A 16227-nucleotide genomic window follows, 5' to 3' on the forward strand; every position below is an offset into this window, starting at 1 on the left:
GAAGAGACGTATTATGGAAAACGCAACTATCACCACTTTAACCGCACAGTTTCCTCTGGTTGAGGATCTGATTGCCCTGAAAGAAACCACCTGGCTTAACCCGAACACCACCACGCTTGAAGAAGGGCTGCCCTATGTCGGGCTGACCAAAGCCGACGTGGACGATGCCCATGCGCGCCTCAACCGCTTCGCGCCATATCTGGCGAAAGCCTTCCCGGAAACGGCCGCAACGGGCGGGATTATTGAATCCGAACTGGTCGCCATCCCGGCAATGCAGGCGCGGCTGGAGAAAGAATCTGGCAAATCCATTCCCGGCACGCTGCTGCTGAAAAAAGACAGCCATTTGCCGATCTCCGGCTCGATTAAAGCGCGCGGCGGTATCTATGAGGTGCTGACCCACGCGGAAAAACTGGCTCTGGACGCCGGGTTGCTGAGCGTTGAGGATGACTACAGCATCCTGCTGGAGCCGCGCTTTAAGGACTTCTTCAGCCAGTACAGCATTGCGGTAGGCTCAACCGGCAACCTGGGGATGTCCATCGGCATCATGAGCGCCCGCATCGGCTTTAAGGTGACGGTGCATATGTCCGCCGATGCCCGCGAGTGGAAGAAAGCCAAACTGCGCAGCCACGGCGTCATCGTCGTGGAATATGAGCAGGATTATGGCGTGGCGGTGGAGCAGGCACGCAAAGCGGCAGAAAGCGATCCGAACTGTTTCTTCATTGACGATGAAAACTCCCGCACCCTGTTCCTGGGCTACGCGGTGGCGGGCGAGCGCCTGAAGGCGCAGTTTGCCGCTCAGGGCCGCGTGGTGGATGCCGATCATCCGCTGTACGTCTACCTGCCGTGCGGCGTCGGCGGCGGCCCCGGCGGCGTGGCGTTTGGCCTGAAGCTGGCCTTTGGTGACAACGTCCACTGCTTCTTCGCGGAGCCCACGCACTCCCCGTGCATGCTGCTGGGCGTTTACACCGGCCTGCACGATGAGATCGCGGTGCAGGACCTGGGCATTGATAACGTGACGGCGGCGGACGGTCTGGCGGTAGGACGCGCCTCCGGCTTCGTGGGCCGCGCGATGGAGCGCCTGCTCGACGGGTTCTATACGCTTTCCGATCAGAGCATGTACGACATGCTCGGCTGGCTGGCGCAGGAGGAAGGCATTCGGCTGGAACCGTCCGCGCTGGCGGGGATGGCCGGGCCGCTGCGCGTGCCTTCAGATGCCAGCGTTACCCACCTGGTGTGGGCGACCGGCGGCGGCATGGTGCCGGAAGACGAGATGGCGAAGTATCTGGCTAAAGGGCAGTAATTCTGCCGGGTGGCGGCTGCGCCTTACCCGGCCTACGGTTCGCGGCAGTTGTAGGCCCGGTAAGGCGTAGCCGCCACCGGGCTTTAAAAGCTCACAATTTGCTGAATGTGAGTCACTGCGAAGAGTAAAGACAGCGACAGCACGGCCAGGGCTATGAGGAACTTATCCCGCACCGCCTTCGGCTGCACAAAGTCGTCCTGCGCTACGTCCATCAGGTTACGGCTGCGGGTATAGCGCCATAAAACGATTGCCACCAGCGCCAGCACAACAAGCGAGATCCAGAACGGCACCCCGGTGCGGTGCCAGTTGTGCTTAATCGCCAGGGCAATCAGCGCGCCATACCCCAGCAGCGTGCGCAGCCAGGCGAGTGACGTCCGCTCCGGCTGCAGACCGGGGTCCGCTTCGCGTCGCGCTTTGCGGCTATCCGCCATAGAACACCAGCCCCATCACCACGCCCGCCACCGCCAGCAAAATCGCGCTGATGATGAGTAACCCGCGCGTATAGGGCAGATCCTGCTTCAGACGCATCGCCTTCTCATTGCGCAGCCAGCGCAGGTAGCCGTAAATCGCCAGCACGCCCGCGAACAGGCACAGCAGCAGCGCCAGCACCTCGCGAATCAGCGGGGTGGCGAAATCAGGCGCGAGCTGGTCGAGCCCCACCCCGGCGGCAAGAAACCCCAGCGCGGTGCGGATCCACGCTAAAAACGTGCGTTCATTAGCCAGCGAGAAGCGGTAGTCCGGCGCTTCGCCGAGGCGGGAAATTTTCATGAAGGTTCCTTGTCGAGCTACGGGCAGGCTTCAGCATAGCGTAAATCAACAAGGACAAGGAGACCGGCATCGGGCGATGCCGGTCAGGACGATCAGTGCAGCGCTGGCCAGTAATCCTTGTTGGCCTCGATCAGGTCATCCAGAATCGCTTTCGCGACGGACGCGCTCGGCACGGTTTTCGACAGGGTGATCGCCTGCCAGAGTTTCTGGTACGAGCGCTGCTCCCAGGCATCCACCACCAGTTTTTCCACCGCCACCTGCTGACTCATCAACCCTTTCTGGAAGTGCGGAATATCGCCCACCGTGAGCGGCTCCGGTCCGTTATGACCCACCAGGCACGGGATCTCCACCATCGCGTCGGCGTCAAAATTATGGATAGCCCCGTTGTTAGGCACAATCAGCAGCATGCGTTCCTGGGTATTAAAGGCAATCGCGGTCGCCAGATCGACGATGTACGAGGCATGTTCGTCGATTTCCAGTTCACCGGCGGAGGACTTGCCCGCCTCGATAATCGCCCGGCATGAACTGAATACATGCTTCTCACGGTGGTCCATGACCTCATTGGCGCGGGTGCGTTCCGGGTTGGAATGCGCGACCACGTAGTCCGGGAACAGGTAATACTTCAGATAGGTGTTCGGCATGGTGTCCGGATCCAGCGCCTGCACGTCTTTGGCTTTGGCGAAGGTATCGTTCCAGCTCGCCTCGGTGTGCGCATCGTCAGACGGCGGTACATAGCCGTGTTTCGCCACGTATTCGCGCAGTTTCGGCATCAGATCGTTGCCGTTGAGATCTTCAATCGACGTCCACCAGCCGAAGTGGTTCAGGCCATAGTAGCGCACGCGCATCTCTTTGCGGTCCTTCAGGCCGACAATCTGCGCCATGCGCCCTTCAATGCCGATCGGCATATCGCAGATGTTGAGAATTTTGGCGTTCGGACGCAGGCGGCGCGTGGCCTCCGCAACAATCGCCGCCGGGTTGGAGTAGTTCAGCATCCACGCGTTCGGGGAGTACTGCTCCATGTAATCCACCAGCTCCAGCACGCCGCCGATAGAGCGCATGCCGTAGGCGATCCCGCCCGGGCCGCAGGTTTCCTGGCCCAGCACGCCGTGGCGCAGCGGGATTTTTTCATCTTTTTCGCGCATCGGGTATTTGCCCACGCGGATATGCGCCATCACGAAATCCACATCGCTAAACGCTGCTTTCGGATCGGTGGTGTAGCTGAATTCAATCTCCGGCGCCTGCTCCTTAAGGATGATTTTGCACGCTTCGGCGATGGTCTCCTGACGCGCGCCGTCGTTGTCATAGAACTTCAGGGCGCGCAGCGGGAAACGGTCACGGTTGGCTAACAGCATCAGGACGATACCAGGCGTGAAGGTGCTGCCGCCGCCTGCAATGACAACTGAGAATTTTTTCATGATATAGCCTCTGTCAGGGTGGTTTGTTCATTCGTTAAGGGGGTTTTCATCAGCGATTCCAGCTGGTCGCGCACCTGAGGAACGTGCAGGCTGACAATCACCTGAATGCCGTTGCCGCGTCGCACCACGCCGTGGGCGCCGAGGGCTTTGAAGACGTCATCACTTTGCGTTTTCGCCATATCGACCAGGGCGATGCGCAGGCGGGTGGCGCAGTTGTTGATGCTTTCGATGTTGGCCGCGCCGCCCAGCGCCTGCAGGAATCCGGCGGCCTGCCCGAGCTGCTGGCTGGCCGCTGCCGGGGCGGTGGTTTGCCCGCGCGCCGCCTTATAGTCGGCCTTGCTGTAGAGCTTGATTTCGCTCTCTTCCCGGCCCGGGGTTTTCAGGTTCAGGCGCGCAATCAGCGTTTTGAAGACCACGAAGTAAACTCCGGTAAAGCAGACGCCAATGCCGATCTGGGTGAACACCGTCGCGGCGTGGTTGTGGAACATCGGGATCCAGTTTTGCGGCAGGAACTGGTCCAGCAGGCCGCCGCCCATGTTCCCGACCACGCCGAAGGTGTACATCACCGTTGCCATGGTGGCCGCCAGCACGGCGTGAACGGCAAACAGCAGCGGCGAGATAAACAGGAAGGTAAATTCGAGCGGTTCGGTAATACCCACCAGCACCGCGGTAAGCGTGGCCGGGACCAGCAGCCCCGCGACCTTGACGCGGTTTTCCGGCGACGCGGTGTACCAGATCGCCAGCGCAATCCCGACCGAGCCAAACACTTTGGAGTTGCCGTGCAGCGCGAACCCGCCTTCCGGGAAAAGGGTTTTCAGCGGCAGGGTGCTCTGGCTGAACTCCTGCAGGTGCTGCGCCCAGTAGACCTGAATCCCGCCTTCCACCGCCGCCGGGCCAAAGATGAACGGACCGTAGACGAAGTGGTGCAATCCGGTTGGGATCAGAATGCGTTCCAGGAAGGTATAGACCCATACGCCCAGCGCACCGGCAGAACGCAGGAACGCCTGCAGGGACTCAATGCCCATCTGCACTTTCGGCCAGCCCAGCAGCGTCAGCCAGGCGCAGGGGATCATGACGAAGAACGCGAGGATAACGACAAACGAGCTGCCCTGGAAAATCCCCAGAAACACCGGCAGCGGCTTGTCAAAATAGCGGTTGTGGATGGCGGTAACGATGCCTGAAATCACGATGGCACCGATGATGCTGGTATCGAGCGTTTTGATGCCAGCAATCATCGCCAGCCCGCTACCGGCCGTTGGTTCGGCGGAGAAGTCGACGCCAAAGAAGTGGCCCCAGGTCATCCCCATCGCGTTGATGAAGTAGTTCCAGGTCAGGAAGCTAATCAGCACTGCCAGGCAGGCGCGGCCCTGGGCCTGCTTCGCCAGGCCAATCGGCAGGCCGACGGCAAAAATCAGCGGCATATTGCGGAACACCGCCCAGCCGCCCTCTTCAATGATGTGAACAATCTGCGCGAAAAGATGATCGGGGGCCGTTAAGGCTTCGCCGACAAACAGCGGGTTGCGAAGCATGATGGCGATTCCCACCACGATCCCGGCGAACGGAAACAGCAACACCGGGGTAAACATGGCACCGCCAAAACGTTGTATTTGACTGAGCATTTTTAAATCCTCATGAAACAACCTGTAGGGGTAGAGGCCTTTATGGTTTTTTGCTGGCCTGAGGTGAGCATAAGAACTTACTGATGCGCGAACATGGCGTGCCGCTGCGATTCGTGATCGCATTCATGGTTTTATTTTGACCAATCAGGTCTACTTTTTACGGTAAATATGGACATGTCAGGACGCCATCCACGCCCTGATAAGGGCAGAGAGGTCTACTGGTGATCTACAAATCCATTGCTGACAGATTGCGGCTGCGGCTGAATTCGTCGGACTACAATATCGGCAGTCCGCTGCCGGGCGAGAAAGCGCTGGCGCAGGAGTTCGGCGTGGCGCGAATGACCATCCGCAAGGCGCTGGATCTGCTGGTGAGCTGGGGGCTGGTTGAACGGCGGCACGGCAGCGGCACGTTTGTGTCACGCAAAGACGTTCACCACGAAACCACCAACCTGACCGGGCTGGTGGAGGTGCTGCGTCAGCAGGGAAAAGAGGTGCAGAGCAAGGTGCTGCAGTTTGAAGTGATGCCCGCCCCGCCCGCCATCGCCAGCCAGCTGCGAATTCAGGTGGATGAGCGGATCTACTTTTCCCGGCGGGTGCGCTACGTGGACGGAAAACCGCTGATGCTGGAGGACAGTTTTATGCCGGTGAAGCTGTTTCGCAATCTGTCGCTGGCGCATCTTGAAGGGTCAAAGTTTGATTACATCGAGAAGGAGTGCGGGATCACCATCAGCGGCAACTACGAGAGCCTGACGCCGGTGCTGGCCGATAAGCAGCTGGCCGGTTATATGAACCTGCCGGAACAGACGCCGCTGCTGCGTATCACCTCCCTTTCCTACAGCGACAGCGGCGAGTTCCTCAACTATTCCGTGATGTTCCGAAATACCAGTGATTACCAGGTAGACTACCATCTGCGGCGCATCCACCCGGACGACCTGCTAGCCCATCCCCCAGAACAGCACCGCCAGTAGCTGCGGCGTAATGATGCGCAGGAACATCACCAGCGGGTAGACGGTGGCATAGGAGAGCGCTGCCGCGCCGCTGGTGCTGTGCAGGTTGTTGGCAAAGGCCAGCGCGGGCGGATCGGTCATGGAGCCCGCCAGCATGCCGCACAGCGTCAGGTAGTTCATTTTGGCGAACATCCGCGCCAGTATGCCCACCGTCAGCAGCGGGATCGCCGTGATAAAGATGCCGTAGCCGACCCAGCTCATCCCTTCGCCCTTGACCAGGGTGTCGACGAAATCCCCGCCGGACTTCAGCCCGACCACCGCCAGGAACAGCACGATGCCCAGCTCGCGCAGCGCCAGGTTGGCGCTCGGCGGCATAAACCAGTAGAGCTTACCGATGCAGCCGATACGCCCGAGGATCAGCGCCATAATCAGCGGCCCGCCCGCCAGGCCCAGCTTGAGCGCCACCGGGAAGCCCGGCACGTACAGCGGGATGGAGCCGAGCAGCACGCCGAGCCCGATACCGATGAACACCGGCAGCATCTGCACCTGCTGCAGTTTTTGCTGGGCGTTACCCACCATATCCGCGACGGCGTCAATGGAAGACGGGCGCCCCACCAGGTTGAGGATATCCCCGAACTGCAGGCTGGCCTCCGGGCTGGCGACCAGCTCGACACCCGCACGGTTAAGGCGGGAGATCACGACGTCATAACGCTCTTTTACCTGCAGATCGCGTATTTTTTTGCCAAGGACGTGCTCGTTGGTTACCACAACGCGTTCAACGCGCATATCGGTGCCGCGCGTTGAGAGCGAGGTATCCACTTCCTGACCAATCACCAGACGGGCATTGTTCAAATCTCCAGGCTGGCCCACCAGGTGCAGCAGATCGCCTTGCTGAATAATGGTGCCGGGGGCAGGCACCATCAGCATATCGTCGCGCTTAAGGCGGGAGCAGATAATATTGGCGCTGTTCAGGATCGGCACGTCCTGAATCGCCATATTGTTCAGGTTGGGGTTATCGACCCGAATGTTGATGGTTTTGATCGGCATATGGCCGTTGGTGAGCGTGGTTTCGTGGTCCTTCGCCTCTTTATCGACGTTAATGCGAAACAGGACGCGGACCAGCCACATGGAGAGCAGAATGCCGCAAATACCAAACGGATAGGCCATGGCGTAGCTCATCCCCATCTGGTCGACAATGCCGGGTTCGATGCCCAAATCGCGCAGGATTTGCTGCCCCGCGCCGAGCGCAGGCGTGTTGGTGACCGCCCCGGAGAAAATGCCCAGCACCACGGGCAGCGGGATAGCAAAGATTTTATGCAGAATGGCGGTGACCAGCCCGCCCATCACCACAATGCCGAGAGCAAACAGGTTGAGCCGTAAGCCGGAGACCCGAAGTGAGGCGAAAAAACCCGGCCCCACCTGAATCCCGATGGTATAGACGAACAGGATCAGGCCGAACTCCTGGGTAAAGTGGAGCATTTCGGCGCTCAGCACCAGCCCGAGCTGGTCGGCAAAGTGTCCAACAAAAATGCCGCCAAACAGCACCCCGCCTATCCCAAACCCGACGCCGCGGATTTTGATATTCCCTATCCACAGGCCAACAACAGCGACCAGGGCCAACACGCTGACGGTTAACGCGATATCACTCATGATCCACTTCCTTGGCATAACCTTGGTTATGCTAAGGATTCTCTCAGAGCCGTGGGCGGTTGTATGGGCGATGGCGCACAAAAAAGCCCTGCCGGGGCAGGGCTTTGTGCGGTCTGTGAGCGGTGTCGGGTGGCGGCTGCGCCTTACCCGACCTACAGGTTCGGCGGGCTTGTTAACTGTTTAACGCCGGCCGGTCGCTAATGGCGATACGCTGTGGCGCGATGGCTTCCGGCACGTTACGGGTCAGGTCAATATGCAGCAGCCCATTGGTAAACGTTGCGCCGGAGACGTCCATATGGTCTGCCAGAGTAAAGCTCAGGCTAAACGGCTGATTAACCAGCCCCTGATGAAGCCATTTGGTCTCGGTCTCTTGTTTTTCCGGCGTACCTTTCACGGTCAGACGCGTGCCTTCGAGCTGAATATCCAGATCCTCCTGACGGAAGCCGGCCAGCGCCAGGGTGATGCGATAGTGGTTATCGTCGCTTTTTTCGATGTTGTACGGCGGAAACGTCTGTTGCTCAGCGGTGTTTTGCAGGGCATTAGCCAGTTTGTCAAAACCAATCCACTGACGAAGTAAGGGGGATAAATCGTAGTTACGCATACTAAATCTCCTTCTGAGAAGCGAGTTCGGCACAGTTTAATTTTGTGCGCAGTTGTTCCTGCAAATCCTGATGGATTCGCATATGCTCCCGTTACGGCAAGCAGGTCTGGGTGGGCCGCTCGCGCGACCCGCATAATTAGTTAATTTCGATACGACGCGGTTTTTTCTCTTCCGGAATCACACGTTCCAGTTCGATAAACAGCAGGCCGTTGACCAGGTTTGCACCTTTCACATGAATGTTCTCAGCTAACTGGAACTTGCGTTCAAAGTTGCGCTCAGCGATGCCCTGGTAAAGGTAGGTACGTTCTTTCTGCTCGGCCGTATGGGAACCTTTCACCACCAGCAGGTTGTCCTGCGCGGTGATCTCCAGTTCGTTTTCTGCAAAACCGGCGACGGCAATGGCGATGCGGTAGTGGTTTTCGTCAACCAGCTCAACATTGTATGGAGGGTAGCCGTTGCTCTGGCTTTGGTTATTTTCTAAATGGTTAAACAGGCGGTCAAAACCAATTGCAGAACGGTACAGCGGAGAAAGATCGAAGTTACGCATAAATAAAACTCCTGAAATCAGCGAGAAAAGTAAGCCTTCCACCATGGACAGGCCTTTACGCCCCCCGAACACCCATCAGGCGAGTTCGTTATCGGGTCGTATTCTTAAAATGGGTCTGCAACCGGGCTTTTCAAGCATGACAACTGCACTTTTTTTTGCACTTTCCTGCATCTCGCATAGACTGGGACAACAGCACAAAGGGTTAAATTGCGATGGCTGCCACAGTGCGGGGTTATCGGGCTATCCATTTTGGATAAGGCTCGCTATAACCCTGAGTTGCAGGTCTATGCAGTGCCATTAACGATGACTGAGTGATGATGAAAAATGTTCTGATAAAGCTGACGACGTTCAGCGGGGTAGTTTTACTTTGCGGGTGTTCGAGCGTGATGTCTCACACCGGCGGTAAAGAAGGAACATATCCGGGGACGCGCGCCAGCGCGGCGATGATCTCCGATGACGATACAAACTGGGGCACCAAATCCCTGGTTATCCTGGATATGCCGTTTACGGCTGTGGCGGACACGCTTCTGCTGCCGTGGGATTTATTCCGTAAGGACGACTCCGTGCGCTCACGGGTAGAGAAAAGCGAGCAGGAAAATCTGGCGACAAACGCCGTCATTCCGCCCGCAGAGATGCCGCCGCGCTAGTTCTGCGCGGTTTCCGTTAACCAGAGCTGACGGAAACCGTCCGTCTCTTCCATCCACGCAATAAAGCGCCCGTCCGGGGAAAATACGACGGCATCCGCAGACGGCGGATTGCCGTGATCGGACGTCAAAAACGTCACCTGTCCGGTCTGCGCGTCACAGCAGGCGATCCGGTTTTCGAGCTCAAACCCCAGCCGATCACCCGCCGGATGCCAGTTAAACGCAGACTGAATATCGCTCCCGTTACGCGTCAGCTGGCGCGGCTCGCCGCCTTCAGGTGAGATCAGCCACAGCTGCACAATGCCGTTATCGTCGCGCATCAGAAACGCGATCTGTGTCCCCTCCGGGTTGCTGCGAACCCAGTGACGCGGCACGTTCACCAGGCCCGGATAGGCCCTTTGATGCGTAAAGGTCAAACGACGCTGCTTCACCCCAGCAGGCGGGGCCGGCAGGGTCTCTGCGGTGCCCTGAAGCGGCGCATCGCCCGCCCTTTTCCAGCTCTGTTCATCTTCTGGCAGGTTAACAATAAACAGTTCAGGCACTTTCTCGCCCGTTGCAGACAGGGTATCGCCGATAAACGCCAGTCTGTCGTTGCCCACCCAGCCCTCTTCGTAGGCGCGGTTAATTTCGTCGCTGCCCGGCTGCGGGTTGGGCGTCGTGCGGCTGACCAGCACGCTCCAGTAAGTCCCCGGGTATTCACGAGGATGGTTTCCCGGCGGATTCACCGGGCCATAAGGTGCCGCCACGCCGACGTTGCGTAAATCAAGCTTCGCATCGCGCACGTGCAGCACGTGGTCGTTATAGGTAAAGCTGACAAGCTGGCCGTTCGGGCTGAAGACATGGACGTGGCTGCCGCCGCGCAGCGCGCCAGGAGTGTACGGCGAAGTGATATCCATTGCGTCCAGGTTGCTCGCCTGACCGTGATGCGCAATTACCCCCTGGCGATGATGAAAATCGTAGTGCCAGCCCGCATCCGGGTTTTTCGGGCCGTGGATAAAGACGTATTTCTCCTGCGCGGGATGAACGGTCACCACGCCAACGTGCGCGCCGTCAGTGGCGCGATAAATCACCTCGACCTCGCCCGTAACAACATTAACCCGCTCGATGGTTTCACCGGTGAACGATGCACCTGACGGGCGCACGTCATAGACCAGCCACTGGCTGTCCGGCGTCCAGGTATTGATGTTAGTAAGCTGGTGGTTGCGGGAAGCGAAGGTGATTTGTTTCATGAGGATACCCTGATGCGCGGTTTTCGCATCAGGGTATCGCAAGCGGGTGTTTAGTTCAGCACAAACTTCTCAATGGCGTAAGCCACGCCGTCTTCGAGGTTGGATTTGGTGACAAAATTAGCCACTTCTTTCACTGACGGAATAGCGTTATCCATCGCTACGCCCATGCCCGCGAATTCAATCATCGCGATGTCGTTTTCCTGATCGCCCAGCGCCATGATTTCGTCCGGTTTGATGCCCAGCGCGTCGGCCAGCGATTTCACGCCGGTGCCTTTATTGACGCGTTTATCGAGGATTTCAAGGAAGTACGGCGCACTTTTCAGCACGGTGTATTTCTCTTTCACCTCGGCCGGAATGCGCGCAATCGCTTTATCCAGGATCTCCGGCTCGTCGATCATCATCACTTTCAGGAACTGGGTGGCCGGATCCATCTTCTCGGCTTCACAGAACACCAGCGGAATGGTCGCCACGTAGGATTCATGTACCGTGTAGTAGCTGATATCACGGTTGGCGGTGTAAAGCGTATTGCGATCGAGAGCGTGGAAGTGGGAACCCACCTCACGGGACAGTTTTTCCAGGAACCGGTAGTCATCGTAGCTTAGCGCGGTTTGCGCAACCGTACTGCCATCTGCGGCTTTCTGCACCAGCGCGCCGTTATAGGTGATGCAGTAGTCGCCGGGCTGATTCATGTGCAGCTCTTTCAGGTAGCTGTGCACGCCCGCATACGGACGCCCCGTGGTGAGGACCACATTCACGCCCTTTGCGCGTGCCGCGGCGATCGCGTTCTTAACGGCTGGAGAGATAGTGTGGTCTGGCAGCAACAGCGTGCCGTCCATATCGATTGCAATAAGTTTGATAGCCATGAGTTCCCCGGGATAAATGAGTGCTGCCTCATGCTAACGCGATTAAGCACACAAAAATAGAGCTACCTTGCGCAACAAAAGCCCCCTTTTACGCCTATCCCGGGGAACAAAGACTTACTCGCGGGTGAGAACGATTTTACCAAACGCACCGCGATCCAGATGCTCAAGAGCCTGTTTAAGCTCGTTAAAACGGTAGCGATGCTCAATCACGGGCTTCAGGCCGGTGACATCCACGGCGCGGACGAAATCCTCCAGCGCCCGGCGGTGCCCCACGCCGATCCCCTGAATGACGGGAGATTTCAGCAACAGTTCGCCAGCCGAGAGCGAAATGTCAGACCCGGCCAGCACGCCAATGACCGAGATACGTCCATGAACGGCAACGGCGCGCAGGGAGTGCTTCAGATTCTCGCCCCCCACGGTTTCAATAATATGGTCGATGCCGCGATCCTGCGTCAGCGCCAGCGCCTCTTCAGCCCAGTCGCCTTTCAGGCGGTTGATGCCCTGGCTGGCCCCCAGCTTTTTGGCCAGCGCCAGCTTTTCATCGCTCCCGGACGTAACAATGACCTCTGCGCCGTGCGCTTTTGCGATTTGCAGGGCGAAAATCGCCACGCCGCCCGTTCCCTGTACCAGCACCGATTGCCCGGCGCGCAGCTGACCGCGTTCCACCAGTGCGAACCAGGCGGTAAGCCCCGCGCAGGGTAAGGTGCTGGCCTCTGCGTCATCCAGGCTTTCCGGCGATGCCGCCAGCGCGTCTTCCTTCACAATCACATACTCGGCCAGCATTCCCTGGAAATAGCCGCCGGACGTTCTATAGGGCAAATTGCGCGCGTCCGCCTGCGGTTTACCGTCGAACCACTCCGGGAAGAAGGTTGAGATAACGCGAGCGCCGGGCTGGAAACGCGTGACGCCTTCACCAACGCTGTCGACGACGCCCGCCATGTCAGACGCCGGGGTAAACGGGAAGGAAAGCGGAATCGGCATCGTGCCTTCTATCACCATTTTGTCGCGATAGTTGAGCGCGACGGCATTCACCCTTACGCGCACTTCACCCGGGCCTGGCTGGGGAATGGGCTCCTGAATAAGCGTTAGGCTCTCGCGCCCGAGGGCGCTCATCGTCCAGCGTTGCATTGTCTCTGTCATTTTTTTCTCCGGCCATCAAGTAAGCTTTAGTACTGACAGTCTACCGTTGACGCATGGTCGCCAGTGGCGATAATTTTTCTCTATATTGACGCCAAAAAAGATACAATTCATGACCGACACGCTGAAGGATATCCCTGTTTTTGTGGCTGCCGTAGAGGCGGGAAGCTTTGCACAGGCCGCCATTCGTCTGCATTTGTCACGCTCGGCGGTAGGAAAAAGCATCGCTCGTCTCGAGGAGCGACTGGGGGTAAGGCTGTTTCAGCGCACCACCCGCAGCCAGAGCCTGACCGATAACGGCGCCCTTTTTTATGAACGGTGCCTGCGTGCGCTGGAGGAAATTCGGGGCGCAGAGTCGCTGCTTGAAACGGGGAAACAGCAGGTCAGCGGCCGCCTGCGCGTTGCCATGCCGGTACTGTTTGGCCGCCAGTGCGTCGCGCCGCTGTTGATTGAACTGGCGCAGGAACACCCCGGGCTTGAGCTTGAGATGTCGTTCAGCGACCGCGTGGTGGATCTGGTGGAGGAAGGGTTTGATATGGCGGTGCGTAACGGCACGCTGCAGGACAGCAGCATGCTGGTCGCCAGAAAGCTAGGGGAACACCGCATGGTGCTGTGCGCTGCGCCGGATTATCTGCAGAACAAAGGCCAGCCGCAAAGCGTGGCTGACTTACCCCATCATACGGCCATTAACTATCTGCGCGCAGGCAGAGTGTTACCCTGGCAACTGATGGATAACGAAGGGACCTCGCACACCTTTATTCCCCGTTCATCGCTCAATATGGACGATTTGCAGGCCATCTGCGACGCGGCGCTGGCCGGGCACGGGATTGCCTGGCTCCCCTGCTGGATGGCCATTAAAGAAATTCATCAGGGAAAGCTCGTCCCGCTCCTGAAGCAGGCGCCGGATGTCCATTTTGACGTCCATGCGGTCTGGCAGCAGACGCCGCACCTGCCGCTGAGGGTGAGGATTGCCGTCGATACGCTCGCCAGTCGCTTACCGTCAGTGCTGTCGCAGGATATGCCCGCGCCCATAAAAAAGCCGCGCTAAACGCGCGGCCAGTTATCGTGCGGTATCACGTCGATTAAATATCGATATTTGCCGCTTTCAGGGCGTTCTCTTCGATGAAGGCACGACGTGGTTCAACCGCATCGCCCATCAGGGTGGTGAACAGCTGGTCTGCAGCAATCGCGTCCTTAACGGTCACGCGCAGCATGCGACGGCTTTCCGGATCCATGGTGGTTTCCCACAGCTGCTCCGGGTTCATTTCGCCCAGACCTTTATAGCGCTGGATCGCGAGGCCGCGACGGGACTCTTTCACCAGCCAGTCCAGCGCCTGCTCGAAGCTGGCTACCGGCTGACGACGTTCGCCACGTTCGATGAACGCATCGTCTTCGATCAGGCCGCGCAGCTTCTCGCCGAGCGTGCAGATACGACGGTATTCCGGACCGGTGACAAACTCGTGCTCCAGCGGGTAGTCAGTGTCGACGCCGTGGGTACGCACGCGAACGATCGGCTCGAATTGGCCGTCAGCGTTCTGCTGAACATCGCATTTCCACTGGCTGCCGTGCTGCTCTTTTTCGTTCAGATCGGTCACCAGAGCGTTCACCCAGCGGGTGACGGTCTGCTCGCTGCTCAGATCGGCTTCGGTCAGGGTTGGCTGATAAACCAGCTCCTTCAGCAGCGTTTTCGGATAACGGCGTTCCATACGCGTAATCATTTTCTGCGTGGCGTTGAACTCGGACACCAGACGCTCCAGCGGCTCACCGGCCAGTGCAGGGGCGTGCGAGTTCGCGTGCAGGGTCGCGCCATCAAGCGCGATTGCGATTTGGTACTGATCCATCGCTTCGTCATCTTTGATGTACTGTTCCTGCTTGCCTTTCTTCACTTTGTACAGCGGCGGCTGGGCAATGTAGACGTGGCCACGCTCAACGATTTCTGGCATCTGACGATAGAAGAAGGTCAACAGCAGCGTACGGATGTGCGAGCCGTCGACGTCCGCATCGGTCATGATGATGATGCTGTGGTAGCGCAGCTTGTCCGGGTTGTACTCGTCACGGCCAATGCCGCAGCCCAGCGCGGTGATGAGCGTCGCCACTTCCTGAGAAGAGAGCATCTTGTCGAAACGGGCTTTCTCAACGTTGAGGATTTTACCCTTCAGCGGCAGAATCGCCTGGTTCTTGCGGTTACGGCCCTGCTTCGCAGAACCGCCCGCGGAGTCCCCTTCCACGAGGTACAGTTCGGACAGCGCCGGGTCGCGTTCCTGGCAGTCAGCCAGCTTGCCCGGCAGGCCGGCTAAGTCCAGCGCGCCTTTACGACGGGTCATTTCACGGGCTTTACGCGCCGCTTCACGGGCACGCGCCGCATCAATAATTTTGCCCACCACGATTTTCGCGTCGGACGGGTTTTCCAGCAGGTATTCGCTCAGCAGTTCGTTCATCTGCTGCTCAACCGCCGATTTCACCTCAGAAGAGACCAGCTTGTCTTTGGTCTGTGAGGAGAACTTCGGATCCGGCACCTTCACGGAAACCACGGCAATCAGGCCTTCACGGGCATCGTCACCGGTGGCGCTGACTTTCGCTTTCTTGCTGTAGCCTTCTTTGTCCATGTAGGCGTTCAGGGTACGGGTCATCGCCGCACGGAAGCCTGCAAGGTGAGTACCACCGTCACGCTGTGGAATGTTGTTGGTGAAGCAGTAGATGTTTTCCTGGAAACCGTCGTTCCACTGCAGCGCCACTTCCACGCCGATGCCGTCTTTTTCGGTGGAGAAGTAGAAGATATTTGGGTGAATAGGCGTTTTGTTCTTGTTCAGATACTCAACAAACGCTTTGATACCGCCTTCGTAGTGGAAGTGGTCTTCTTTGTTGTCGCGTTTGTCGCGCAGGCGAATCGAGACGCCGGAGTTCAGGAACGACAGTTCACGCAGGCGTTTCGCCAGGATGTCGTACTCGAACTCGGTGACGTTGGTGAAGGTTTCGAGGCTCGGCCAGAAACGCACCATGGTACCGGTTTTGTCGGTTTCGCCGGTAACGGCCAGCGGTGCCTGCGGCACGCCGTGCGTGTAAAGCTGACGGTGAATTTTGCCTTCGCGCTGGATAACCAGCTCCAGCTTCTGCGACAGGGCGTTTACTACCGAAACACCTACGCCGTGCAGGCCGCCGGAAACTTTATAGGAGTTATCGTCGAACTTACCGCCTGCGTGCAGGACGGTCATGATCACTTCCGCCGCGGAGACGCCCTCTTCCGGGTGAATACCGGTTGGGATGCCACGGCCGTCATCGGTGACGGAGACGGAGTTATCCGCATGGATGGTGACCACGATGTCTTTACAGTGACCCGCGAGCGCTTCGTCGATAGCGTTATCTACCACCTCGAATACCATGTGGTGCAGACCGGTGCCGTCATCCGTGTCGCCGATATACATACCCGGGCGCTTACGCACCGCATCCAGCCCTTTCAGGACTTTGATACTGGAGGAGTCATAAGAATTCGACATCAACGTTTCTCGC

At 58.4% G+C, this 16227-nt stretch carries 15 protein-coding genes and 1 other annotated feature; of the genes, 4 read left to right on the forward strand and 11 right to left on the reverse strand.

Annotation, left to right across the window (positions count from 1 at the left end; translation table 11 throughout):
- Window positions 1-13: 13 nt before the first annotated feature.
- Window positions 14-1300 (forward strand): D-serine ammonia-lyase, encoded by a 1287-nt coding sequence (gene dsdA, locus FHC48_RS16820; RefSeq protein ID WP_059364754.1) that lies wholly within the window; start codon window positions 14-16, stop codon window positions 1298-1300.
- Window positions 1301-1383: 83 nt separating this feature from the next.
- Here the strand turns inward: dsdA and FHC48_RS16825 are convergent, their stop codons facing one another.
- From FHC48_RS16825 to FHC48_RS16840, 4 genes are all read right to left on the reverse strand, one after another.
- Window positions 1384-1731, reverse strand: a complete 348-nt coding sequence (locus tag FHC48_RS16825; protein ID WP_021242685.1) for a DUF202 domain-containing protein — start codon at window positions 1729-1731, stop codon at window positions 1384-1386.
- Complete coding sequence (locus tag FHC48_RS16830; RefSeq protein WP_021242684.1) at window positions 1721-2068, reverse strand: YidH family protein; 348 nt, start codon at window positions 2066-2068, stop codon at window positions 1721-1723. The genes FHC48_RS16825 and FHC48_RS16830 overlap by 11 nt, the downstream gene beginning before the upstream one ends.
- Window positions 2069-2160: 92 nt before the next feature.
- The gene (locus tag FHC48_RS16835; protein WP_032654314.1) at window positions 2161-3483 is read right to left on the reverse strand and encodes a 6-phospho-alpha-glucosidase; all 1323 of its coding nucleotides are present in this window, start codon (window positions 3481-3483) and stop codon (window positions 2161-2163) included.
- Window positions 3480-5102, reverse strand: coding sequence for an alpha-glucoside-specific PTS transporter subunit IIBC (locus FHC48_RS16840; protein ID WP_059364757.1), 1623 nt, complete (start codon window positions 5100-5102; stop codon window positions 3480-3482). The genes FHC48_RS16835 and FHC48_RS16840 overlap by 4 nt, the downstream gene beginning before the upstream one ends.
- A gap of 221 nt (window positions 5103-5323) precedes the next feature.
- Here FHC48_RS16840 and FHC48_RS16845 point away from each other — a divergent pair, with 221 nt between their 5' ends.
- Window positions 5324-6070: a GntR family transcriptional regulator gene (locus FHC48_RS16845; RefSeq protein WP_023618235.1), complete on the forward strand. Its 747-nt coding sequence runs from the start codon at window positions 5324-5326 to the stop codon at window positions 6068-6070.
- Here FHC48_RS16845 and FHC48_RS16850 read toward each other — a convergent pair.
- From FHC48_RS16850 to ibpA, 3 genes are all read right to left on the reverse strand, one after another.
- Window positions 6038-7699 carry a putative transporter gene (locus FHC48_RS16850; RefSeq protein WP_048030323.1) on the reverse strand — a complete coding sequence of 554 codons (1662 nt, stop codon included), beginning with the start codon at window positions 7697-7699 and terminating at the stop codon, window positions 6038-6040. The genes FHC48_RS16845 and FHC48_RS16850 overlap by 33 nt on opposite strands.
- A 172-nt stretch (window positions 7700-7871) precedes the next feature.
- Window positions 7872-8300 (reverse strand): small heat shock chaperone IbpB, encoded by a 429-nt coding sequence (gene ibpB / locus FHC48_RS16855; RefSeq protein ID WP_008500161.1) that lies wholly within the window; start codon window positions 8298-8300, stop codon window positions 7872-7874.
- Between the two features lie 136 nt (window positions 8301-8436).
- A complete protein-coding gene (gene ibpA / locus FHC48_RS16860) occupies window positions 8437-8847 on the reverse strand; it encodes a small heat shock chaperone IbpA (protein ID WP_008500162.1) in 411 nt (136 codons plus the stop codon).
- Window positions 8841-8912: a sequence feature (ROSE (Repression Of Heat Shock gene Expression) occurs in the 5'-region of heat shock genes and acts as an RNA thermometer to modulate expression.), on the reverse strand. It overlaps the preceding gene by 7 nt.
- Window positions 8913-9161: 249 nt before the next feature.
- Between ibpA and FHC48_RS16865 the strand changes: the two genes are divergently transcribed.
- Window positions 9162-9494 carry a YceK/YidQ family lipoprotein gene (locus tag FHC48_RS16865; RefSeq protein WP_021242679.1) on the forward strand — a complete coding sequence of 111 codons (333 nt, stop codon included), beginning with the start codon at window positions 9162-9164 and terminating at the stop codon, window positions 9492-9494.
- Here FHC48_RS16865 and FHC48_RS16870 read toward each other — a convergent pair.
- The 3 genes from FHC48_RS16870 to FHC48_RS16880 all read right to left on the reverse strand — a co-directional run bounded on the left by FHC48_RS16870 (window position 9491) and on the right by FHC48_RS16880 (window position 12723).
- On the reverse strand, window positions 9491-10720 hold the full coding sequence (locus FHC48_RS16870) for a DUF3748 domain-containing protein (RefSeq protein WP_059364759.1): 1230 nt from the start codon (window positions 10718-10720) through the stop codon (window positions 9491-9493). The genes FHC48_RS16865 and FHC48_RS16870 overlap by 4 nt on opposite strands.
- A 50-nt stretch (window positions 10721-10770) precedes the next feature.
- Window positions 10771-11583 (reverse strand): sugar-phosphatase, encoded by an 813-nt coding sequence (yidA, locus tag FHC48_RS16875; RefSeq protein WP_008500165.1) that lies wholly within the window; start codon window positions 11581-11583, stop codon window positions 10771-10773.
- Window positions 11584-11697: 114 nt separating this feature from the next.
- Window positions 11698-12723 carry an NAD(P)-dependent alcohol dehydrogenase gene (locus tag FHC48_RS16880; RefSeq protein WP_059363324.1) on the reverse strand — a complete coding sequence of 342 codons (1026 nt, stop codon included), beginning with the start codon at window positions 12721-12723 and terminating at the stop codon, window positions 11698-11700.
- A 109-nt stretch (window positions 12724-12832) separates the two neighbouring features.
- Between FHC48_RS16880 and FHC48_RS16885 the strand changes: the two genes are divergently transcribed.
- Window positions 12833-13768 carry a LysR family transcriptional regulator gene (locus FHC48_RS16885; protein ID WP_059363323.1) on the forward strand — a complete coding sequence of 312 codons (936 nt, stop codon included), beginning with the start codon at window positions 12833-12835 and terminating at the stop codon, window positions 13766-13768.
- A gap of 34 nt (window positions 13769-13802) precedes the next feature.
- Here FHC48_RS16885 and gyrB read toward each other — a convergent pair whose 3' ends face one another.
- Window positions 13803-16214 (reverse strand): DNA topoisomerase (ATP-hydrolyzing) subunit B, encoded by a 2412-nt coding sequence (gyrB, locus tag FHC48_RS16890; RefSeq protein WP_008500168.1) that lies wholly within the window; start codon window positions 16212-16214, stop codon window positions 13803-13805.
- Window positions 16215-16227: the final 13 nt, after the last annotated feature.

The organism is Enterobacter sp. EC_50 (assembly GCF_019584525.1).
GTDB classification, from domain to species: Bacteria; Pseudomonadota; Gammaproteobacteria; order Enterobacterales; family Enterobacteriaceae; genus Enterobacter; species Enterobacter roggenkampii.